This is a genomic window from Nocardia albiluteola, assembly GCF_018860155.1.
In the GTDB taxonomy this organism is placed as follows: Bacteria; Actinomycetota; Actinomycetes; order Mycobacteriales; family Mycobacteriaceae; genus Nocardia; species Nocardia albiluteola.
The window spans coordinates 20299-42759 of sequence record NZ_JAHKNI010000008.1 but is presented as its reverse complement, the minus strand read 5'-3'; the positions used below and the strand labels follow the sequence as shown (position 1 = coordinate 42759).

Annotated in this window: 16 protein-coding genes; 13 read left to right on the top strand and 3 right to left on the bottom strand. The window is 69.0% G+C overall.

Annotated elements, in window-relative coordinates:
- Positions 1-23: 23 nt before the first annotated feature.
- From KO481_RS23475 to KO481_RS23455, 5 genes are all read left to right on the top strand, one after another.
- Positions 24-551 carry a DUF2599 domain-containing protein gene (locus KO481_RS23475; protein ID WP_215919732.1) on the top strand — a complete coding sequence of 176 codons (528 nt, stop codon included), beginning with the start codon at positions 24-26 and terminating at the stop codon, positions 549-551.
- A gap of 303 nt (positions 552-854) precedes the next feature.
- Positions 855-2102 carry an aminotransferase class V-fold PLP-dependent enzyme gene (locus KO481_RS23470; protein ID WP_308166756.1) on the top strand — a complete coding sequence of 416 codons (1248 nt, stop codon included), beginning with the start codon at positions 855-857 and terminating at the stop codon, positions 2100-2102.
- The gene (locus KO481_RS23465) at positions 2099-3391 is read left to right on the top strand and encodes a heavy-metal-associated domain-containing protein (protein ID WP_215919731.1); all 1293 of its coding nucleotides are present in this window, start codon (positions 2099-2101) and stop codon (positions 3389-3391) included. Before KO481_RS23470 ends, KO481_RS23465 begins: the two co-directional genes overlap by 4 nt.
- The gene (locus KO481_RS23460; protein ID WP_215919730.1) at positions 3388-4914 is read left to right on the top strand and encodes an alanine racemase; all 1527 of its coding nucleotides are present in this window, start codon (positions 3388-3390) and stop codon (positions 4912-4914) included. The genes KO481_RS23465 and KO481_RS23460 overlap by 4 nt, the downstream gene beginning before the upstream one ends.
- Complete coding sequence (locus KO481_RS23455) at positions 4914-6254, top strand: pyridoxal-phosphate dependent enzyme (RefSeq protein ID WP_215919729.1); 1341 nt, start codon at positions 4914-4916, stop codon at positions 6252-6254. Before KO481_RS23460 ends, KO481_RS23455 begins: the two co-directional genes overlap by 1 nt.
- Before the next feature lie 145 nt (positions 6255-6399).
- Here KO481_RS23455 and KO481_RS23450 read toward each other — a convergent pair whose 3' ends face one another.
- Positions 6400-7791: an FtsW/RodA/SpoVE family cell cycle protein gene (locus tag KO481_RS23450; RefSeq protein WP_215920360.1), complete on the bottom strand. Its 1392-nt coding sequence runs from the start codon at positions 7789-7791 to the stop codon at positions 6400-6402.
- A gap of 544 nt (positions 7792-8335) precedes the next feature.
- Here KO481_RS23450 and KO481_RS23445 point away from each other — a divergent pair.
- The 7 genes from KO481_RS23445 to KO481_RS23415 all read left to right on the top strand — a co-directional run bounded on the left by KO481_RS23445 (position 8336) and on the right by KO481_RS23415 (position 18285).
- Entirely contained in the window at positions 8336-10201 is a 1866-nt protein-coding gene (locus KO481_RS23445) for a Na+/H+ antiporter (RefSeq protein WP_215919727.1), read from the top strand.
- A 91-nt stretch (positions 10202-10292) separates the two neighbouring features.
- Entirely contained in the window at positions 10293-10940 is a 648-nt protein-coding gene (locus KO481_RS23440) for a TetR/AcrR family transcriptional regulator (protein ID WP_215919725.1), read from the top strand.
- Positions 10941-11138: 198 nt separating this feature from the next.
- Complete coding sequence (locus KO481_RS23435; protein ID WP_215919723.1) at positions 11139-11852, top strand: MgtC/SapB family protein; 714 nt, start codon at positions 11139-11141, stop codon at positions 11850-11852.
- Positions 11853-11889: 37 nt separating this feature from the next.
- A complete protein-coding gene (locus KO481_RS23430; RefSeq protein ID WP_215919721.1) occupies positions 11890-13626 on the top strand; it encodes an ABC transporter permease in 1737 nt (578 codons plus the stop codon).
- 13 nt (positions 13627-13639) lie between these two features.
- Positions 13640-14974, top strand: coding sequence for an ABC transporter ATP-binding protein (locus tag KO481_RS23425; protein ID WP_215919719.1), 1335 nt, complete (start codon positions 13640-13642; stop codon positions 14972-14974).
- Between the two features lie 171 nt (positions 14975-15145).
- The gene (locus tag KO481_RS23420; protein WP_215919717.1) at positions 15146-16477 is read left to right on the top strand and encodes a magnesium transporter MgtE N-terminal domain-containing protein; all 1332 of its coding nucleotides are present in this window, start codon (positions 15146-15148) and stop codon (positions 16475-16477) included.
- A 209-nt stretch (positions 16478-16686) separates the two neighbouring features.
- Positions 16687-18285, top strand: a complete 1599-nt coding sequence (locus KO481_RS23415) for an NRAMP family divalent metal transporter (RefSeq protein WP_215920359.1) — start codon at positions 16687-16689, stop codon at positions 18283-18285.
- Between the two features lie 14 nt (positions 18286-18299).
- Here the strand turns inward: KO481_RS23415 and KO481_RS23410 are convergent, their stop codons facing one another.
- The gene (locus tag KO481_RS23410) at positions 18300-19040 is read right to left on the bottom strand and encodes a TetR/AcrR family transcriptional regulator C-terminal domain-containing protein (protein ID WP_215919715.1); all 741 of its coding nucleotides are present in this window, start codon (positions 19038-19040) and stop codon (positions 18300-18302) included.
- Positions 19041-19093: 53 nt separating this feature from the next.
- Between KO481_RS23410 and KO481_RS23405 the strand changes: the two genes are divergently transcribed.
- Positions 19094-20635, top strand: a complete 1542-nt coding sequence (locus KO481_RS23405) for an MFS transporter (protein WP_308166754.1) — start codon at positions 19094-19096, stop codon at positions 20633-20635.
- A gap of 105 nt (positions 20636-20740) precedes the next feature.
- On the opposite strand, the gene KO481_RS23400 is transcribed toward KO481_RS23405, so the two are convergent.
- Positions 20741-22279, bottom strand: a complete 1539-nt coding sequence (locus KO481_RS23400) for a DHA2 family efflux MFS transporter permease subunit (protein ID WP_215920357.1) — start codon at positions 22277-22279, stop codon at positions 20741-20743.
- Between the last annotated feature and the right edge of the window lie 182 nt (positions 22280-22461).

Below are 22461 nucleotides of genomic sequence, written 5' to 3'. Positions count from 1 at the left end.
GCATCACGGATCGGGGATCGAGCATGAGGTACGGAATCGGACGAGCGGGCGCGGCGACGCCCGTCGCGGCCGCACTCCTTGCCGCCGTGTTCGTGGTCGGTGGTTGCGGGGCGCCCGACGAGTCCGCGCCCGTGGCGATCGGCCACGTCGGCTCCACCGTCGCACCGCCGTCCGCCCCGCAGGCCGCCGCCACGACGTCGGGCCCGGCCATCCCGACCACCGACGCCTATGCCTCGTCGAAGCTCATCGACCACACTCGGTGGACCACCGATTCGGACGGGCGCCGGCTCCATGTCTATCCGACCCCGGCGGGCCGCAAGGACTCGTATCCGCCCGCGCTGGACCGGGCCTGGGGCGAGGTGCTCACCGATGCCCCCGACGCGAACACCCCCGGCATGTACGACCAGTTCAAGTGCCATTGGCAGTGGGCCCGGCTGGTCGCCCCGGACAAGCCGGACTGGAATCTGGAACCCTGGCGCCCCGCAGTGGGATATGACGCAACCGTGAAGGCGCTGTGTAACCCGGGCGGTCCGGATCTTCCCGGCAAATAGCCCGAAAATCCCTCGCCCTCTTGCAGAGTCGGTGCAGCGGTCCCGAGCCCCGGCGAAAAACGTTGTCGGCGAGAACCTTCGAACACCCGGCCGAATGTGCGTATCGTGGATTGGGTCGGAGCGTACGAGCCGAAGGGAGCGTCACGTTTGTGGTCACCTGCGTCGAGGTCTTCCCCCGCTCCGCCTGAGGTTCGGGTAGCCCCTGCGGACCGGCACGAGCCCGCGCCGGTGGCACGCCCGGCCGGAGGTACGCAACCCGCGCCGCGCCCGTCCGAGGCCACCGCTGCCCCGCACGCCAGGTCGGTGCCACGCACCCGTCCGATCTCCCCGGAGACCGTGCGCTCGATGTTTCCGTCCCTCGCCGCGGCGCCCGAGGTGTACCTGGACAGCGCCTCGACCACGCAGAAACCCGCATCCGTGATCGCGGCCGTCACGAACTATCTGGGGACACACACGGCGAACGCCGGGCGCGGCACCTATCCGTGGGCCACCGGCCTGACCCGCGCGATCGAGCAGGTGCGCGCGCAGGCCGCCGCGCTGGTGGGCGCAGCCCCCGACGAAATCGTCTTCACCCCCGGCGCCACCGCGGGACTGAACGCCGTGGCGCTGTCGTGGGGCCTGGCAAATCTCGAGGACGGGGACGAAATCCTCTACAGCCCACGCGATCACGCCTCCAACGTGTATCCCTGGCTGCACCTGCGCGACACCCTGGCCCGGTTCGGGCGGGCGCTGCGCCTGATCCCTTACCGCACCACCGAACTGGGCGACGCCGACACCGACGACATCGCCGCCAAGGTGTCGCCACGCACCCGGCTCCTCACGGTAAGCCACCTGCACCACGTCTTCGGTGCTCGCAACACCCTCGAGCAGCTGCGCGGACGCCTCGATCCGCGGGTGCTGCTGTGCTTCGACTGCAGCCAGAGCGGCGGGCATCTCCCGATCGATGTGGCCGCGCTGCGCGCCGATTTCGCGGTCCTGTCCGCGCACAAGATGTTCGGCGCCCCGGGCACCGGCGTGCTGTATTGCGCTCGCCGCGTGCACGATCGGCTCACCCCGTTTCTGCCCGGCGGCAATTCCGGTGTGGCGCCGGGCGGATCTGCGCTCGCCCCGCGCGCGATGCCCGAGCGGCTCGAGGGCGGCACGCACAACATCCCCGGTATCCTGGCCCTCGGCGCGGCCCTGGACGTGCTCGACGAGATCGGGCTCGATGCCATCGCCGCACACAACCGCCTACTGACCCGCCGGCTCATCGACGGCCTGCGCCCGCTGCCCGGGCTCGAGTTCACCCCCGGCCCGGCCTATGCTCCCGGCGAGATCGGTTACGGCACAGTATCGTTCACCCTCGACGGCATCGGCTCCACGGACCTGGGATTCGTGCTGGCCCAGGACGGATTTCTGGTGCGCACCGGCGCGCACTGCGTGCCGGCCGGTGAAACCGATGCCGCCGAGGAGGATTCGGTGCGAGTCAGCACCCACATTTACAACACCGAGGACGAGATCGACCGATTCGTCCGGTGTGTCGGCACCATCGCGATGGAGGTCGGAACATGACCAGCAGCCTGCCGCAACCCCGGTACGACCGGCGTGCCGCCTCGCGCGTGCTGGCGGACCTGGCCCGCCCGGGGCTGTTCGGCGGCGCGCGCTCCCCCTCGGCTCCGCTGCGGATCGACTACACCTGCGCGGCAATGCGTTCCGAACCCAACAGCCACCTGACGCTGTCCCAGCGTATGTACCTGGAGCGGTTCATGCGGCCGTGCCGCCCCGACCAGGTCGGCACGGCCACCCATCGCGTCGCCTGGACCGACAGCGACGGCATTCCCAACACCGGGCACTACCAGGCCCGGGGGCTGGGCCCGATCGTGCCGATCGCCATGCGCGAGGCGGTGCTGGTGCTGTGGCATGCGATCGAGGCCGATTCCGCGCTGGCCGGCCATATTTCGGCGCTCTCACCGCGCGACCGCGCCGCGCTCGAGGGCACCACCACCGACCACGATCCGATCGATATCTTCCGCGTGGGCATCGAGGCGACCGGCAGAGCGCTCGCGCAGCACGCGCTGCTGGCGCGCTTCACGCCGTACCGCACGCCGGCCGAATTCGCCCACGGCATGCGCGAATCGGGCATCTTCGGCGCCGTGGCCACCCGCTGGTACTGGGAGCTGCAGGCCTCGACCTATCGGCGCGGGATGGTCCCGGTGATGTTCGTGACCCAGCACGACGGCACCGTGCGCTACACCGCCGAGACCGTGGCCACGCTGCGGGCGATGAAGGACGCGACGATCGCCGACGCGCACGCTGTCATGCGCCGTGCCACCACGCTGGAGGGCATGTCCGTCGCGGCGGCGATCGAGAAATACCACGACGAACTGGATCTCATCTCGCGCCAGTACGCCCTGCTGCCCCCGGGCACCCGCCCGGCCTGCCTGGCCGCGATGCCGCATCAGCTCGAGAGCGAGCACTACAGCCTGCTGCCGGTCGTGGTGGACCGCTTCGTCGAGGAGTTCACCGCCGCGGTCGCCCGGATCACCCTCACCGAGGTGCGCCGGGCAGAATCGGACGACGACGATTCCGAGGCCGAGAACCGGGTGTTCTACGTCCCGGACATGAACTGCAAACACTGCGTGCGCACCATCACCGGGGTGCTGGAATCGATGCGCATCGAGATCGAGGACATCGACCTGATCAGCAAGCGGGTGCGGGCCGATTTCCGCAGCCCCCGCAACCTCCACCGCGCCTTCGAGGCCCTGCGCGACAGCGGTTACAACCCGACGCGGGCCGCGCCGGGGCCGAACGGCGCCGTCGGTGATGCCGCACCCGAGCAGCTCCGCGGGACGGCCCCGTGAGCGCCCCCGCCCTACCCGCGAAGCTCCATCCCCTGGTGCGCGCGTTCCTGGACACCCCGGGTGCGGCCGAGGATGCGCTGATCCGCTTCGGTTCCCCGGCCCATCTGCTGTTTCCGCAGGTGTACGCGGAGAATCTGAGCCGTCTGCGCGCGGTGCTGGACCGGCATCCGCCGCGGTACCGAATCTGCTATGCGCACAAGGTCAACCGGTCGCGCGCGCTGCTGCGCACCGCCGAACACGCGGGAATCGCCATCGACGTTGCCTCGGCACAGGAACTGGCCGCCGCCGTCGACGCCGGATTCGGCCCGATGCGGATCGAGGTGACCGGCCCGAAGGGCGAGTCGTTCCTGCGCGAACTCATCGATTCCGGTGTCACCGTCAATGTCGACAACCTCTGGGAATTGCGGCGCATCGCCGAGCTGGCGGGCGACCGCGCGAAGGTGCCCGTGCTGCTGCGGGTCTCGGGGTTTGCGGGCAGCGCGGTGAGCCGGTTCGGCATCCCACTGCGCGAGGCTGACGAGGCGCTGCAGGTACTTTCGGCGCATCGCGGACGGCTCACCCTGCGCGGCATCGCATTCCACCTCGACTCGGGCGAGATCCCGGAGCGGTTGCGCGCGGTGCAGGCCTGCCTGGAACTGATCGAACTCGCCTACTCGCACGGCCTGACACCCACGGTGCTCGACATCGGCGGCGGCTTGCGGCAGGTGTTCACCGCCGACGTCGAGCGGTTCGACGGTTACGTGGCCGCGCTGCGCGAATCGCTGCTGGACCGGGGCGAGAAGATGGTCTGGGGCCGCAACACCTTCGGCTACCACGTGGACGACACCGGGGTGCACGGCATCCCGATCTTCCACAAGTACGCCAATACCGAGCCCGCCACCCGCATGCTCGCCGAGCTGCTGACCGCGCCGCTGGACGCGCACGACGGGCGCAACCTGGTCCAGCTCGCCACGGAGAATCTGCTGGAGATCTGGCTCGAGCCCGGCAAGGCGCTGGTCGACCACGCCGGAATCACCGTGGCCCGGGTGGAATTCGTCAAGGAGGCCGCCGACGGCAGCGTCCTGGTCAATCTCGATCTGGCCCGCGACACCGTCACCCCCGCCGATCAGGAGGTGATGGTGGATCCGCTGGTGCTGCCCAGCGACGCGCATCGCGAGGCCGCCCAGCCCCTGTACACCGCGGCACACAGCGGCGGCAGGCGCGCGAGCGGCGACACCCTGCCCACCCTGCGGCCGGTTGCCGACCAGGAGAGTCCCGTCGGTGTGTATTTCGCCGGAAGACTCTGCCTCGAACGCGATCTGATCACCAACCACAAGGTCTGGCTCGATGCCCGCCCGCGGCCCGGCGATCTGGTCGTGTTCCCCAATACGGCCGCCTACCACATGGATCTGTCGGCGGCGACGGCCTCGATGCACCCGCCCGCGCCCAAACTCGCTGTCGCGTATCGGTCCGGCGCCTTCCAGATCTGCCGGGACCTCGACTACGAGCCCGACCCCATTGACACCATCGACGGGAACGCCTGATGCGCTACGACCACATCACCGAACTCATCGGTAACACCCCGCTGCTGCGCCTGGACCCTGCCGTGCACGGGCTGGCCAATGTCGAGCTCTACGCAAAGCTGGAGTCCGCCAACCCGTTCGGCTCGGTCAAGGATCGGGTGGCATGGGGGATGATCCGCGACGACTACGACGACATCGCCGCGCGCGGGCAGACACTCATCGAAGCCTCCAGCGGCAATACCGCCAAGGCGCTGCGCATTCTCGGCGCCATGCGCGGCGTCGGGCTGCGCGCGGTCACCAACCGCATCAAGATCAACGACGTGCGCGAGCTGCTGGAAATGTTCGGCACCGAGATCGAGGAGCTGCCGGGGCTGTCCGAATGCCCCGACCCCACCACGCCCAACAATGTGTACTCCGAAATCGAATCGACGATGGCCCGGCATCCGGGGACCTACTTCTACCCGTCGCAGTACACCAACGAGAAGAATATCGAGGCCCACTATCAGGGCACCGGCCGCGAGATCCACGAGGACCTCGGCGGCACCGACGGCTCCGGAATCGACTACCTCATCGGCGGTCTGGGCACCACCGGGTCCACCCGCGGCACGGCGAGCTATCTGCGCAAGCACCATCCGGAACTGCGCACCATCGCGGTGGTGTCCGAGCGCAGCGACTTCATTCCCGGCATCCGGTTCGAGACCGAGATGTGGGAGGTGGGACTGTTCCAGCCCGACTTCTACGACCGCGTCATGACCGTGACCTCCGCCGCGGCGATCGAGGGATGCCTGGAGCTGGCCACCGGCTACGGCGTTCTGGCCGGTCCCACCAGCGGGGCAACCTATGCCGCGGCGCTGGAATTGCTGGGGGCGCTGGACTATTCGACGATCACGACCGACCGCCCGGTGGTGGCGGTGATCATCGTCTGCGACCGGCTCGAGCCCTACGTGTCGTACATGCGCAAGCGCCGGCCGGACCTGTTCGGCCGCAACGACACCCGCCCACCCGCGCCGGACGCGCAGGAGCTCGCCGCCGTGCCGTCGGTCTCCCCCGACGAGCTCGAACGCCTCACCGCCGCAACGCATCCGATCATCGTCGATACCCGGGGCGCGATGGCCTACCGGATCGGGCACGTGCCGGGCGCGCTGAACATCCGGGACGACCAGCTCGACGACATGCTGGCCCAGGGCATTCCGTTCTCCCCGTCACGGCCACTGGTCTTCGTCTGCCCGGTCGGCGAAGTGTCGCGGCGGTTCGCGGCCGTGGCCCGCCGCGCCGGATACGACGCGAGCAGCCTGGACGGCGGCATCGTCGCTTGGCGGGATGCGGGCAAGGCACTGGAGGGCGCGCCGCGGGCGGAGTAGGCGTACCTCCGCGTTCGCTCCGGCCGTGCGCGGTCTTCGGACGGCTTCGCCGACAGCGCCCATCAGGCGTACCTCCGCATTCGCTCCGGCCGTGCGCGGTCTTCAGACGGCTTCGCCGACAGCGCCCATCAGGCCGCAACTCCCGTCAGCTCGGCGGACGGGCTATGTGCTCGGTCATCGCCTCGGCGATCGGCGCCACCGGGGGCGGCGCGGGGGCGGGTGCGCTGCGGGCGTCGTGGGAGATCCGGATGAGCAGCGCGATGATGACGTAGTTGGCCAGCAGCGAGGATCCGCCGTACGACATGAACGGCGTGGTCAGACCCGTCAGCGGGATGAGCTTGGTGACGCCGCCGACCACCACGAACAGCTGCCAGCCGATCGAGAACGCCAGCCCGCCGCCCAGCAGCTTGCCGAACGAATCGCGGGTGGTCATCGCCGCGCTGAAGCCACGCAGCGTGATGATGGTGAACAGCACGATGACCGCGGTCAGGCCGAACAGGCCCAGCTCCTCGCCGATGGTCGAGATGATGAAGTCGGTGTTCGCGAACGGCACCTCCTGCGGACGCCCCCCGCCCAGGCCCGCCCCCCACAGCCCGCCGGTACCCAGCCCGAACAGGCCTTGCGCGATCTGGAATCCGTTGGTGTAGTAGCTGGCGAACGGATCCTCCCACACCTGCACCCGCACCCGGACGTGGGCGAACAGGTTGTAGGCGATGACCGCGCCGACGGCGAACATCCCGATGCCGATCACCAGCCACGACGCGCGTTGGGTGGCGATGTACACCATGGCCAGCACGGTCCCGAACACCAGCAGCGAGAAGCCCAGGTTCTTCTCGTAGACCAGCACGATCACCGACACGAACGTCACCAGCAGCAGCGGCCCCAGATCCCGCAGCCGCGGCACGGTGAACCACAGCATCTTCTTGCCCGCGGTGCTGAACAGATCCCGGTTCGCGACCAGGAATCCGGCGGTGAAGATCAGCAGCAGCACCTTGGCGAACTCACCGGGCTGAATCGAGAAGCCGTGGAACCTGATCCAGCTCTTGCCGCCGTTGACCTCGCTGATCGAGGACGGCAGCACCGCGGGCATCAGCAGCGCCACCAGGCCGACCAGGCCGCAGGTGTAGGCGTACTTGGCGGGCTGGGCATGGTTCTTCACCAGCACCAGGATCAGCGCGAACAGCGCGATACCCGCTGCGGTCCAGATCAATTGGCGCGCCGCGTCCGAGGACGGCACGGGATCGCCCTGCGAGGCCGCCAGCGCGGCCGCGGCCCGGTCCAGCCGGTCGATGAGCACCAGACCCAGACCGTTGAGCAGCACCACGCACGGCAGCAGCACCGGATCGGCCTGCGGCGCGAACACCCGCACCGCCAGGTGTGCCAGCAGCGCGAGCCCCGCGAACACCACCAGCGACCAGCGCAGCGACCCCAGGCCGCCGCCGGTCGCGGACGCCATTGCCACGGCCGCCACCACGACGATCGCGACCGCCGCCAGACACAGCACCAGCTCCGAACGCCGCGGATTGCGGCGGCTCATCGGGCCCGACACCGTCACGATCGGCCCGGAGGGCACGGCCTCACGCCCCGGGGTCACCGCCGCACCTCACCGAGCCGCGCCGGCCGTCCCGCGACGTCGCCCACACCGCACACGGACCCGTTCAACGGCGCACCTCACCGGCGCTCGGCCCCGCCGCCCACACCACGCACGATGTCGATGCTTCGCTCTCGAGCTCACTCACGCATACCAGTATGGCGGGTCCACGATTTCGGTCCGTGACGGCGACACGCTACGCACCCGCGCACAGCGCAGAAATGCCATCGGCGCAACTGCGGCGCGCGCCCGATCGAACGGGACACCCCCATCCGTACCCGGCCACCGTTCCGACACCGACGACACTCTCCTCGGCGCCCCCGCGCATTCCCGGTGCCGACGACACCCTCATCCCGCGCCCGCCAACCGCTCACGCAGCGCGACCCCACGACTGTCGCGTGCGGCCCGGCCCCGATCCTCCGGCGCCGCGCGCATCCGCTCAGCGCGAACCTCTTACATCCGCACGTTTCAGTCCTGGCACGATACGAGTGTGCATATCGCATTCGGGTTGGTGACGCTGGTCGCCGTCACAGTCGGCATGGCGGCGCTGGCGCGGCGGATGGGTATGGCCGAGCCGCTGCTGCTGACCGTCGTCGGCATCGGTGCCTCGTATCTGCCGTTCGTGCCCGAGGTCTCGGTGAATCCGGAGATCGTGCTGCTGGGTCTGCTGCCGCCGCTGGTGTACACCGCGTCGATCAGCACCTCGCTCATCGAGTTCCGGCCCAAGAAGCTCTCGATCGTGAGCCTGTCGGTGGGGCTGGTGCTGTTCACCGCGTTCGCCGTCGCGGCCGTCGTGCATGCGCTGTTGGGGGTGCCGTTCGCGGTGGCGGTGGCGATCGGCGCCATCGTGTCCCCGCCCGATTCGGTGGCCGCGACCGCGATCGCGCGCCGGGTGGGGATGCCGCGGCGCATCGTGACGCTGCTCGAGGGCGAGGCGCTGTTCAACGACGCGACCGCGCTGGTCGCGCTGCGCACGGCGCTGGCGGCGATGGCCGGGGCGTTCAGCATGTGGCAGGCCGGGGGCTCGTTCCTGCTGGCGACCGTCGGCGGCACCGCGATCGGCGCGGTCGCCGCGATGGTGCTGGCCCTGATCCGGCGGCGCATCACCGATCCGGTGTTCGACACCAGCCTCTCGCTGATCGCGCCGTTCGCGGCCTATCTGCCCGCCGAGGCCGCGCACGCGTCCGGTGTCATCGCGACGGTGGTGTGCGGGCTGATCCTGGGACAGGGCGCGCCGGTGTGGCAGACCGCTGCTTCCCGGGTGGCGGAGCGGACCAATTGGCGCACCATCCAATTCATTCTGGAGAACGCGGTCTTCCTCTTGATGGGCCTGCAGGTGCGGCACATCCTCGAACAGGCGTGGTCCAGCGGCCTGGACCACCGCACGCTGCTGCTGACCTGCGTGGCAGTGCTGGTGACCGTGGTGGTCGCGCGGCCGCTGTGGGTCTATCCGTTCACCTACCTCATCTGGCTGGTCGAGGGGCGCCCTCAGGGTAAGCCCCGGCCGCCGTGGACGAGTCCGACCGTGGTGTCCTGGGCCGGGATGCGCGGCGTGGTCACCCTGGCCGGTGCGCTGCTGTTGCCCTCGGACACACCGCAATTGGCCACGCTCAAGCTGCTCGCGCTGGTGGTCGTCGGCGGAACCCTGCTGGTGCAGGGCATCTCGCTGCCCGCGCTGGTGCGGCTGCTGCGGCTGCGCGGGCCCAGCTGGGCTGAGGACGCGCTGCAGCAGGCCAATCTGCTGCAGCAGGCCACCGCCGCGGGCCTGGTCGCCCTCGAGGAGCAGATCGCGCCGGAGACGCCGCCGGAAATCGTTGCCGCGCTGCGCGATCGGGTGGCCCGCCGGGCCAACGCCGCCTGGGAGCAGCTGGGCCGCGCGGAATCGGTGCGTATCACGCCCAGCGGCGAATACCGCCGCCTGCGCCTGGCGATGCTCGCGGCCGAGCGCGAAGCCGTACTGCGCGTGCGCGATTCGGGCACCCTCGATCACGAGGTGCTCGAACACGTCATGGCCACACTCGATATCGAGGAATCCACCATCGATCGGGTCACCGAGGCGCAGGATCAGCCCGAGGATCCGCTACGCGGCCCGCAGGCCGCGGGCTGCGAGCATCTGCGGCAGGCTCCGCACGTGCGGGTGCCGGATGTGCCCGAGGCGTGCGGCGAATGCCTCGAGGAGGGTCTGACCTGGGTGCATCTGCGGATGTGCCTGTCCTGCGGGCACGTTGCGTGCTGCGACTCGTCCGTCGGCAACCACGCCACCCGCCATTTCGCCGCGACCGGGCATCCGGTGATGCGCAGCGTGGAGCCCGGCGAGAAATGGCGCTGGTGCTACGTCGACGAACTGCTCGGCTGACCCGTCGCGCCGTACCCCACCCGGCGATCGGTGGCACCCGACCGGTCCACTGTGGCGATGCCCGGTGCGCGCGCCCGATAATCTGGGGCACGTGCACACAGGTCAGGACTCCGGCGCGAACACACCCGGCGAGGCGGTCGGCGGACCCCGCATCTGGGGCGGCACCACCCTGACCGAACGCCGCGAGTCCCGCCGCACCGCCTTGCTCGAGGCCGCGCTGGATCTCATCGGCGAGGGTGGGGCCGGGGCGGTCACCATGCGGGCGGTGTGCCGCCGCGCGGGCCTGACCGACCGCTACTTCTACGAGAGCTTCGCCACCCGGGACGACCTGCTCGACGTGCTCTACCGGGAGGTGGCCACCGAATTCCTCGGGCCCATGACCGCCTTCGCCGGCGCCGACACCCCCGTCCGCATCCGGGCCCTGGCCGAGGCGCTGGTGGACGCGGTGCTCGAGGATCCCCGCAAGTCGCGGCTGTTCTTCGTGGAGCCGTACTCCACGACCGGGCCCGGGCAGACCACGATCGCCGTGATGCCCGCGTTCACCCGGCTGATCCAGGATCACCTGTTCATCCACATCGAGGATCCCGCGCAACGGCGGCTCGCCGCGCTGACGATGGCGGCGGGCAACGCCGGAATGCTGTCGGCGTGGCTCAACGGCACCCTGCGGGCGACCCGGGACCAGTTGGCCGATCACGTGGTCGAAACGATCACCGCCTACCGGACCATGTACCGTAGCTGAGCGACCGAGCCGAACCGCAGCGTAGCGGGACGCGAAGATCGAGAGAGCCTGAGGAGGTGGTCGACATGCCCGATGGTGATAGTCCGGACTCATTTGCCAACTATTCACCCCGCGACCACTTCCACATCCTGCCGCCCGCCTGACCACCCGGTAGCCTGCGGCACGGAAGTGTGCGCATCGAAGCATCGGGAGTACGACATGACGACGGTGGAAATGCTGCTCCGCCTGGGCGCCGGTGTCGGCCTCGGCGCGGTCATCGGCGTCGAGCGCCAATACCGCGCCCGGATGGCCGGTCTGCGGACCAACGCCCTGGTCGCCGCGGGCTCCACACTCTTCGTCCTGCTGTCCGCGCACGGCTTCCACGGCACCTCCGCCGACCCCACACGCGTTGCCGCACAGATCGTTTCGGGCATCGGCTTCCTGGGCGCTGGTGTCATCATGCGCGAGGGCCTGAGCGTGCGCGGCCTCAATACCGCTGCCACCCTGTGGTGTTCGGCCGCGGTCGGCGCGCTGTCGGGCTCGGGCATGTACGGCACGGCGCTGGCCGGAACGATCGTGGTGGTCGCGGTCAATACCGTGATGCGGTACATCGGGCGCGCGGTCGACCGCCAGCCGACCGCGGGCACGGAGCAGCTCGCGCAGTATCAGTTCGCCGCGGTCACCGACGACGCCAACGAGGCGCATGTGCGGGCGCTGCTGGTGCAGGCGTTGAGCCGCACCGGCTTCCGGCTCGTCTCGATCTCTAGCAAGAACGCCGGCGCCGGGCAGGTCGGGGTGACCGCCGAGCTGATCGGCGACGAACGCGACGACCGGCAGATGGAGTCGGCGGTGAGCGCGCTGAGCCTCGAGCCCTCGGTCACCAGCGTCGGCTGGAGCATCCCGCACACTGCCACCCCGGAGGTGGAGCACTGATGCCCGCCGTGAATCACCCGCTCGCACAGGAGTATCGATGACCACCGCGCGTTCCTATCCATCTCGCGGCGCGCTGGAGCGGCCCCGTTCCCGCCTGGCCGACGTCGCGGTGTTCGCGGGCGCGGCGGTGCTGATCTGGATCATCGTGCACATCTCCCAGGGCCTCAATGTGCCGTTCGACAAGAACGTCCAGAGCCCGCCGGTCTCGACGAACCCGTCCGAGCTGCCGTACTACGCGGCGCGTTCGCTGCTGCGGATGTTCATCGCGCTGATCTTCTCCACGCTGTTCACCTTCGTCTTCGCCATCGCCGCGGCCCGGCTGCGCCGCGCCCGGCTGGTGATGCTGCCGATCCTGGACATCCTGCAGTCGGTGCCGATCCTGGGCTTCCTGTCGGTGACGGTGACCGCGTTCATCGCGCTGTTCCCCGGATCGTCCCTGGGCCTGGAGTGCGCCTCGATCTTCGCGATCTTCACCTCGCAGGCCTGGAACATGACCTTCGCCTTCTACCATTCGCTGGTCTCCCAGCCCCGCGATCTGGACGAGGCCGCCCGCAATCTGCGGCTGTCGCGGTGGCAGCGGTTCTGGCGGGTGGACCTGCCCAGCGGGATGGTGCCGCTGATGTGGAACGCGATGATGAGTTTCGGCGGCGGCTGGTTCTTCCTGACCGCCTCGGAGGCGATCAGCGTCAACAACCACTCCTACACGCTGCCCGGCATCGGCTCGTACGTCGCCGCGGCCACCGAGCAGGGCGCGACCGGCAAGGTACTGATCGCGATCGGGGTGATGATCATGCTGGTCATCGGCGTGAACATCCTGTTTTGGCGGCCGCTGACCGCATTCGCCGAGCGCTTCCGGTTCGAGGAGTCCGAGGCCGCCGAGGCGCCGCGCAGCATCACCCTGGATCTGCTGCGACGCTCGCAAGTCTCGGACCTGCTGGGCCGGATCATCGGGCCGATCGTCTACCCGCTGGACCGGGCGATGGCCGTATTCGGCCTGGCAGAGTATCCGCTGCTGGTCACGTCCGGGCGGCGGCGCGCGGGAGACGTGGTGTTCTCGACGGTGATGCTGGCGCTGGTGGTGTGGGGCTGCTACGAGATCGTCACCTACATCCAGCACAGTTGCGGATTCGGCGAGGTCGCGCACGCGTTCGGGCTCGGCGCGCTGACGCTGATCCGGGTGATCGTGCTGCTGATCCTGTGCAGCGCGATCTGGGTGCCGATCGGGGTGTGGATCGGGTTGAATCCGCGGGTGTCGCGGTTCGCGCAGCCGGTGGTGCAGGTACTGGCCAGCTTCCCGGCGAACTTCCTGTTCCCGTTGGTGACCGCCGTGCTGGTGGCCACCGGCGCGAGCCTGAACTGGGCGGGCACGCTGCTGATGGCGCTGGGCTCGCAGTGGTACATCCTGTTCAACGTCATCGCCGGGGCGACCGCCGTGCCGAACGATCTGCGCGAGGCCGCGGCCAATCTGCGGCTCACGCGCGGGCTGTGGTGGCGCCGGCTGATCCTGCCCGCGATCTTCCCCAGCTATGTGACCGGCGCGATCACCGCAGCGGGCGGGGCGTGGAACGCCGCCATCGTCGCCGAGATCGTCACCTATCACGGCCACACGCTCATGGCCGCGGGCCTGGGCTCGTACATCGCGCAGGCCACCGGATCGGGTGACTGGCCGCGCATCTGGGTCGGCGTCGTGGTGATGGCCGTCTACGTGGTCGGCATCAACCGACTGTTCTGGCGCCGGCTGTACGCGCTGGCCGAACGCCGATACTCGTTGTGACAGGAGTGCATTGATGACAACCACCGCTGCGGGCGAGGTGCTGCTCGAGATCGACGGCGTCGGCAAGTCGTTCACGGGCGCGGCCGGGGACAAGCTGCAGGTGCTCGACAACATAATTCTCACGCTGCGCGACGGCGAATTCGTTGCGCTGCTGGGTCGTTCGGGCTCGGGCAAGTCCACGCTGCTGCGCACCATCGCCGGGCTCATCGCGCCGACCACCGGCCACGTCCGCTATCGCGGCAAGGAACTCCAGGGCGCGAATCCCGGTGCGGCGCTGGTCTTCCAGTCGTTCGCGCTGATGCCGTGGCTGACCGTGCAGGACAACGTCGAGCTCGGCCTGGCCGCGCGCGGGGTCAAGCCCGCCGACCGCGCCAAGCGTGCGCTCGAGGCCATCGACATGATCGGCCTGGACGGCTTCGAGAGCGCCTACCCCAAGGAGCTGTCCGGCGGCATGCGCCAGCGCGTGGGATTCGCCCGCGCCCTGGTGCTCGAGCCGGATCTGCTGCTGATGGACGAACCGTTCTCCGCCCTCGACGTGCTGACCGCGGAGAATCTGCGCACCGAACTGGTGAACCTGTGGGAGACCGACGGATTCCCCACCAAATCGGTCTGCATCGTCACCCACAACATCGAGGAGGCAGTGCTGCTGGCGGACCGGGTGGTGGTGCTGGGCTCGAATCCGGGCCGGATCATCGCCGACATACCGGTCACGACCCCGCGCCCGCGCGACCGCCGCACCGCCGGCTTCGAGGCGCTGGTCGACCAGATCTACGGCCTGCTGACCGGCCGCGACACCACCAAGCCTCAGCCCGAGCCCGAGAAGGCGACCCCGACCGCGCAGCCGCTGCCCGACGCCACCGTGGGCGGGCTGGCCGGTCTGGTGGAGCTGGTGTACGCCAACGGCCGCCGCGCGGACCTGCCCGAGATCGCCGACACCCTGAACTTCGAGATCGACGACCTACTGCCCCTGGTCGACGCCGCGGCGATGCTCGGTTTCGTGACCGTGGAGTCCGGCGACATCACCCTCACCGACATCGGCATCCGCTACACCACCGCCGACATCCAGGAGAGCAAGAAGATCTTCGCCGAGCAGGCCCGCCACCGCGCGCCGCTGGTGCGCACCATCTGCAAGGGCCTGGCCGGGAGCCAGGACGGCAAGCTGCGGGCGGGCTTCTTCCTGGATCTGCTGCGCCGCGGTTTCTCCGCCGAGGACGCGCGCCGCCAGCTCGATCTGGCCATCGACTGGGGCCGCTACGCGGAGTTGTACGACTACGACGCCGACGACGACGAGATCACCGCCGACCGCGCCGCGGACGAGTTCGCCGCGGTCCGCGACGGCTGGGATTGAGTCCGCTGTTCGGACTGCGGCCACCCGTCATTGGTTAATCTGTCGTACAACAGTGCTGGCCACAGGGCATGGTTACATGCCCACCCACCCCGCCGGCTCCGCAAGCTCCGCCGACTCACCATCCCCGGTTGATCACCGGCATCCGGGGACACCGATCAGGAGAACCGTCCTATGACCGAGCCCGCATCCCCGCAACAACGCACCATCCAGCTCTCGGAGCTGCTCAAGTCGCCGGTGATCTCCAAATCCGGTGACGACATCGGCCGCGTCGACGACCTGATCGTGCGACTGCCCGGCGGAGACGCCTATCCCCCCGTCACCGGCGCGGTCGTCGGGATGGGCGGGCGCGAGGTGTTCGTCTCCTCCGACCACATCCACGAGTTCGGTGCGGACCGGCTCGTGCTGTCCCGCAACAAGGTCGACCTGCGCGGGTTCGAGCGCCGCGAGGGCGAGGTGCTGCTGCGCGCGGACATCCTCGGGCACCGGCTGATCGATGTGGCCGCGGCCGAGCTGGTCCGCGCCTACGACGTCGAACTGGACGACACCGGCCACGGCTGGGTGCTCGCGCGCCTGGACACCCGCCGTCCCGCACGGTTTTTCGGGCTCATCAAGGCCGGTGACGGGCACGCCGCGCGGGACTGGAAGGCGTTCGAACCGCTCATCGGGCACAGCCAGTCGATGACGACGCGCCGGGTCAGCGGCCGGGTACGAGCGCTGAAGCCGGCTCAGATCGCCGACCTGCTCGAGGATGCGGACAAGCGTGAACGCGGCGAGCTCCTCGATACGGTGCACGGCGACCCGGAGCTCGAGGCCGACGTGTTCGAGGAGCTGGATCCCGACGAGGCCAGCCGCCTGCTCGATGACATGTCCGATACCGAGGTCGCTGCGCTGCTGGGCCGCATGCGCGCCGACGACGCCGCGGACGCGGTCGCCGATCTGCGCCAGTCGCGCCGTCGCAAGGTGCTGGACCTGATGCCCGCGGGCCAGCGCACCAAGGTGATCACGCTGCTGGGCTTCAATCCCGAGAGCGCGGGCGGGCTGATGAACGTGGACTTCGCCTCGTGTGCCCCGGATACCACTGCGGCGCAGGCGCTTTCGGTGGTGGGTGCGGCGAAGGGCCTGCAATCCGAGGCACTGCTGAAGGTGCATGTGCTCGAGGCCGGGCGGCTGGCCGGGGTCGTCTCGATCATCGGGCTGCTGCAGTCCGATCCGGGCACGCCGGTGAGCGAGCTGATGGACTCCGATCCGGTGCGGGTCGCGCCCGATGCCGACATGACCGATATCGCGCTGCTGATGGCCGATTTCAACCTCTACACCATTCCGGTCGTCGACGACGGCGATCGGGTGCTGGGTGTCGTCACCGTCGACGACATTCTCGAGGCCACCATTCCCGAGGACTGGCGCCGGCGCGAACCCGCGCCCCGCCCCGTCCGGGAGGCCGAGACAATGTCCGGATCGACCCGGGGCACCGACGCCGCGGCACTCGAGGGCACGGGGCAGTAATGAGCGGTACCGGCGAAACACGTTCCACGTCAAGCGAATCCGACACCACTGCGCCCGGTCCGGCGACCGCGCCCGCTGGATCGCCAGCACCCGCGGCGGCCTCGGATGCACCGGACGCGCTCGCACCGCCGCGTTCGGACACGCCGCCACCGCCGCATCCGGCGCAAGCGCCCATAGCGCCCGCCGCCCCCGCGGCCCGCCGCACGGCCGTGCTCGACTCCGCGCACCTGGGCGACATCGAGGGCGCGTTCGGCAAGATCAGTGTCACCGACACCGAGCATCCACGCACCCTGCGCACCCGGGCCCTGACCCTGCTGGCGATCGTCGGCCCGGGTCTGATCGTCATGGTCGGCGACAACGACGCGGGCGGCATGGCCACCTACGCCCAGGCCGGGCAGAACTACGGCTACAGCCTGCTGTGGGTGCTGCTGTTGCTGATCCCGGTGCTTATCGTGAACCAGGAGATGGTGGTGCGCCTGGGCGCGGTGACCGGCATCGGCCACGCCCGGCTGATCAACGAGCGGTTCGGCCGCGGCTGGGGCTGGTTCTCCGTCGGTGATCTGTTCGTCTTGAACTTCCTGACCATCGTCACCGAATTCATCGGAATCTCGCTGGCCTCGGAGTATTTCGGGGTGTCGAAGTACATCGTCGTGCCGATCGCGGCGATCGCGCTGGTGGTCATCATGGCCTCCGGCAGCTTCCGCCGCTGGGAGCGGGCGATGTTCGTCTTCATCGCGATCACCCTGCTGCAGATCCCGATGCTGCTGATGTCGCACCCCCATTGGGTCCATGCCGCACGGGATTTCGTCGTGCCCGGGGTGCAGGGCGGATTCAGCTCGGATGGGGTGCTGCTGATCATCGCGATCGTCGGCACCACCGTGGCGCCGTGGCAGCTGTTCTTCCAGCAGTCCAATATCGTCGACAAGCGCATCACGCCGCGGTTCATCGGCTACGAGCGCGCCGACACCACGCTGGGCGCGTTCGTCGTGGTGATCGGGGCGGCGGCACTGATGATAACGGCCGACTACGCCGCGCGCACGAACAACGCGGTCGGCAAGTTCATCGACGCGGGCGATATCGCGCATCTGCTGGGCCGCATCGACTCCACGCTGGGCTCGTTCTTCGCGATCGTGCTGCTGGATGCCTCGATCATCGGCGCGGCCGCGGTGACCCTGGCGACCAGCTACGCCTTCGGCGACGTGTTCGGCATCAAGCATTCGCTGCACCGCGGATTCCGCGACGCGAAGCAGTTCTATGTCTCCTACATCGCGATGGTCGTGCTCGCCGCGGTGATCGTGCTGATCCCCGGCGCGCCACTGGGTCTGATCACCACCGCCGTACAGGCCCTGGCCGGTCTGCTGCTGCCCAGCGCGAGCGTGTTCCTGCTGCTGCTGTGCAACGACCCGCAGGTGCTCGGGCCGTGGGTGAACAAGGCCTGGCTCAATGTCGTCGCGGTGTTCATCGTCGGGGTGCTGCTGCTGTTGTCGGGAATCCTGATGGCCACCACGCTGTTCCCGCATCTGAACGTGACCGCGACCGCGGGTTATCTGGCCGTCGTGCTGGTGGTGCTGGCTTTGCTCGCCGCGGTCGTGCTGCGCTGGATGCAACGCCGCTCCCCCGCGCCCGCCAAGCCCGTGCCCGTCATCGACCCGGCCGAGAAGGATCATTGGCGCATGCCGCCGCTGACCCTGCTCGAGCCCGTGACCTGGTCGGCCGGAACGAAACTGGGCATGCTCGCGCTGCGCGCCTATCTGATCGTCGGGGCGATCCTGCTGCTGGTCAAGGCGATCCAGCTCGGCCGGGGCTGACCGGCCGGCGGACGCTATCCCTGCGTCCGGTGCCCCTGCGCCGCGGTCGCATCGGTCCTCGCCGCGATCAGGCGCGCCTCCAGCCCGTCCAGGACGCTCAGCAGGCCGAAGTCGAACGCGATGGCGCGGGCGACCTCCGGGTCCGAGGGCATCTCGGCATAATCGGCGCGTAGCTGCGGGTAGTCGGCCGCGAGTTCGACGACCGCGGCCATCAGGCTCTCGGCGCTGTATTCCCTTCCGTGCCTGGACTTCTGGTAGCTGAGCACCGGAAGCACCTGGCCCAGAATGAAACTCATCACAGTGCTGGTGGCCAGGTAGATGTCGATGCCGGTGAACCCGGCCTCGGTCGAGGCGCGGCGCAGGCGTTCGGTCAGGGCGAAGGAATTCGGGCCGACATTGGGCAGCTGGCCCACCAGCTGCGCCGCCCAGGGATGCTCGAGCAGGGTGGCGCGGAAGCTGTAGGCGAAGGTGGTGAATGCCTCGCGCCAGGACGCCCGGTCCGGATCGGGGACCTCGACCAGGGCCCAGATCTGGTCCATGGTCAGTTCCAGCAGTTCGTCCTTGTTCGCCACGTACCAGTACAGGCTCGTGGCCCCCGCCCCCAGTTTCGCGCCGAGCTTGCGCATGCTCAGCGCGTCCAGTCCCTCGGCGTCGAGCAGTTCGAGCGCGGCCGCGACGATCTGCTCGCGACGTAAGCCGGAACTCTTCGGTTGCCGCGGTTCACGGGTCCATACCGAGGTAAAAGGCTTGGTCACTGGTCCACCTTAATTCACTGGTACACCGTTCGAGTTTATCGTACGCTGTGCGAGTGAAATCGAATGACGTCCTTCCCGGGGATGGAGAGCCGACGGAGCTTGCGGAGTCGGCGGGGTGGGTAAGCACAGAGCCGACCGAGTCGCCGCAGCGCGACCCGCGGCGCTGGTGGGTGCTGGTCGCACTCTGCCTGTCCCTGCTGGTGCTGATGGTCGACGGCACCGTCCTGAATATCGCCATCCCGCCGCTGATCCGCGAACTGCACGCCACGCCGTCGGACGTGCAGTGGATCCTCGACGCCTACGTCCTGGTCTTCGCCGGGCTGCTGCTGACGGCGGGCAGCCTCTCGGACCGCTTCGGCCGGCGCCGCATGCTGATCACGGGCCTGGCCCTGTTCGGTGCGGCCTCGCTGCTGGCGGTCTTCGCCACCGCGCCCTGGCAGCTGATCGCGGCGCGGATCGCGATGGGCGTCGGCGGATCACTGCTGATGCCCTCGACACTGTCCATCCTGATGACCACCTTCGACGAGCAGGAGCGCCGCAAGGCCATGGCCGCGTGGTCGACGGTCTCAATGGTCGGCATCGTGCTGGGCCCGACGCTGGGCGGGTTTCTGCTGCAGCACTTCTGGTGGGGTTCGGTGTTCGTGCTGAACATCCCGGTCGCCGTCATCGCGATCATCGCCGCGGTGACGCTCATGCCCGAGACGTACGGCCAACAGCGCCCGATCGACCTGGTCGGCGTCGTGCTCTCGATCGTCGCGCTGTCCTCGACGGTGTACGTGATCATTCAGCGCGAATGGAACATTCCGGTGATCGCGCTGGCCGTCGTGGCGGGGGCGGGGTTCGCCTACTGGGAGCATCGCTCCGCGCACCCGATGCTGCCGCTGAAGGTGTTCACCAGCCGCGACTTCTCCGGCACATGTCTCACGCTGCTGCTGATGGTCTTCGGAATGGGTGCGGTGCTGCTGATGCTGACCCAGTACGTGCAGTTCGTGCTGGGTTACGGGCCGATGAAGGCGGGCTGGGCGCTGCTGCCCTATGCGGTGGCCGCCGCGGTGTTCAACGGCCTGGGCGCCACCCTGGGCAAGAAGCTGAGCAACAAGACGCTCATCGTCGCGGGACTGCTCGTCATGGGCGGCGCCTTCGTGGTGCTGGCCAATGCCGACAGCTATGCGTGGGTGCTGGCCAGCATGATGATCATGGGCGTCGGCGGCGGTCTGGCCGGCCCGGCGGCTTACGCCTCGATCCTGAGTGCGGTCCCGCTCGAGCACGCCGGTGTCGGCTCGGCCATGAACGACACCATCCTGCAGGTCGGCAACGCGGTCAGCATCGCGGTGCTGGGCAGCGTGCTGGCGAGCATGTTCACCTCGCACATGCCCGCGAGCGCACCGCATGCCGCGCGCGAATCCATCGGCGCGGCATTCCAATTGGGCTTCGAGGGCCCGGCGAAGACGGCCTTCGCCGCCGCGATGCACTCCGGCGCGTGGATCAGCGCCGGGTTCAGCCTCGCGGCCGCGCTGCTGGGCCTGCTCCTGCTGCGCGCCCGCAAGCCCGTACCGGCCGGCGCCCCCGCCGACGCCGCAGCAGCGCCGGAGTGACCCACCGGGGCGCGTGATGGCCTCCTTGCCGCCGTCATGGGCCCCGAAACGAACCGGGCCGGCATGTTCGTCGCGAACATGCCGGCCCGGTTCACCCCGAAATACTCAGTGCCCCATGACTATCGGGGCATCGACCTGCTCCGTGGACGCCGGCGCCTTGACCCGCGGCAGGAAGAACGCCGGGATCAGGGTGATCACGATGAGTACCACCGCCACGATGTAGGTGTGTGAGAACGCCCAGGCGGCCTGCCGCAGGCCCTCGTGGATCGCGGCGGGCGGGAGCTTGGCCGCGATCTCCGGATTGAAGTGCGAGGCGATCGCGGGCTGGGCAAAGGGCTTCCCGTTCAACAGGTTCGTCAGGATCACCGACATCGTCGCGGTGCCGATGGAACCGGCGGTCTGGTTGACGATGTTCATCAGCGTCGAGCCCCGCGCCACCTGCGCCTGGGTCAGCGTCTGAATCGCCGCGGACATCACCGGCATCATCGTGCAACCCATGCCCAGGCCCATGACGAACAGCGCGGCGATCAGCGCCACATACGAGGTGTCCGCGTGCAGCTGGGTCAGGAACGCGGTGCCGATCGCGATGACCACGATGCCCGTCATCACGATCTTGCCGGGACCGATCTTGTCGACCAGCCGGCCCGCGATCGGAATCGTCAGCATCGCGCCCAAACCCTGTGGGGCGAGCATCAATCCGGAATGCAGCGCGGACAGCCCGCGCACCTGCTGCAGATAACTGGGCAGCAGCAGCCCGGACCCGAAGAAGGCCACGGCGAAGAACACCATCGTCAGTACCGCGAAGGTCAGCGCCCGGTTGCGGAACAGATGCAGATCGATCAGCGGATGCTCCGCACGCAGCGCATGCGGCACGAACGCCACCAGCAGCGCCAGCCCGATCAGCGCGGGAATCAGCACCCCGGCCGCGAAGACGGTGTGCTTCTGCGGAATCGAGGACACCCCGTACAGGAACAGCGCCAGGCCGGGCGAGGCCAGCAGCATGCCGACGAAGTCGAAGGACTGGGTGGGTTCGGGCCGGTCCGCGGCGAACACCACGTACGCCAGGATCAGCGCGACGATGCCGATCGGCAGGTTGATCAGGAAGATCCAGTGCCAGCCGGCCATCCCGAACCAGTGCACCCCGATCAGCCAGCCGCCCACGATCGGCCCGAGGATCGGCCCCAGCAGCATGGGCACGCCCAGCACGGCCATCACCCGGCCGATGCGCTCGGGCCCGGCCGCCTTGGTCATGATCGTCATGCCCAGCGGCATCAGCATGCCGCCGCCCAGGCCCTGGATTACGCGAAATCCGATGAGCGACTCGATGTTCCATGCCGTCGAGCACAGCACCGAGCCGATCACGAAGAAGCTCAGCGCCATCATGTAGAGGCGTTTGGTGCCGAAGCGGTCCGCGGCCCAGCCGGTCAACGGGATCACGGTGGCCAGCGCCAGCGTGTAGCCGGTCATCGACCAGGCGGCGCTGGTGTAGGCGGTGTGGAAGGTGCTCTGGAACGTCGGAATGGCAATGGTGACGACGGTGATGTCCAGGATCGACATGATGGCGCCGAGCACCACCACGCCGGCGACCTTCAACACGGCGATATCGATTTTGTCGGACGCCGGGACCGGCTCCGCGGCCCGCATATCCGGAGGTGGGTTCACCGCTTAAGCGTTGCACGGCCACGCCGGAATCACCAGGGGCAATTTTCCCCAACTGTGAGGGGTTGCCGGAATTGCGGGACCCGAAACATATGGGCGCGACAAACCCGACGCGCAAGGCTACGATTCGGTGCTACGCCGAGACCGGGCGGCGGTAGGCTCAATTT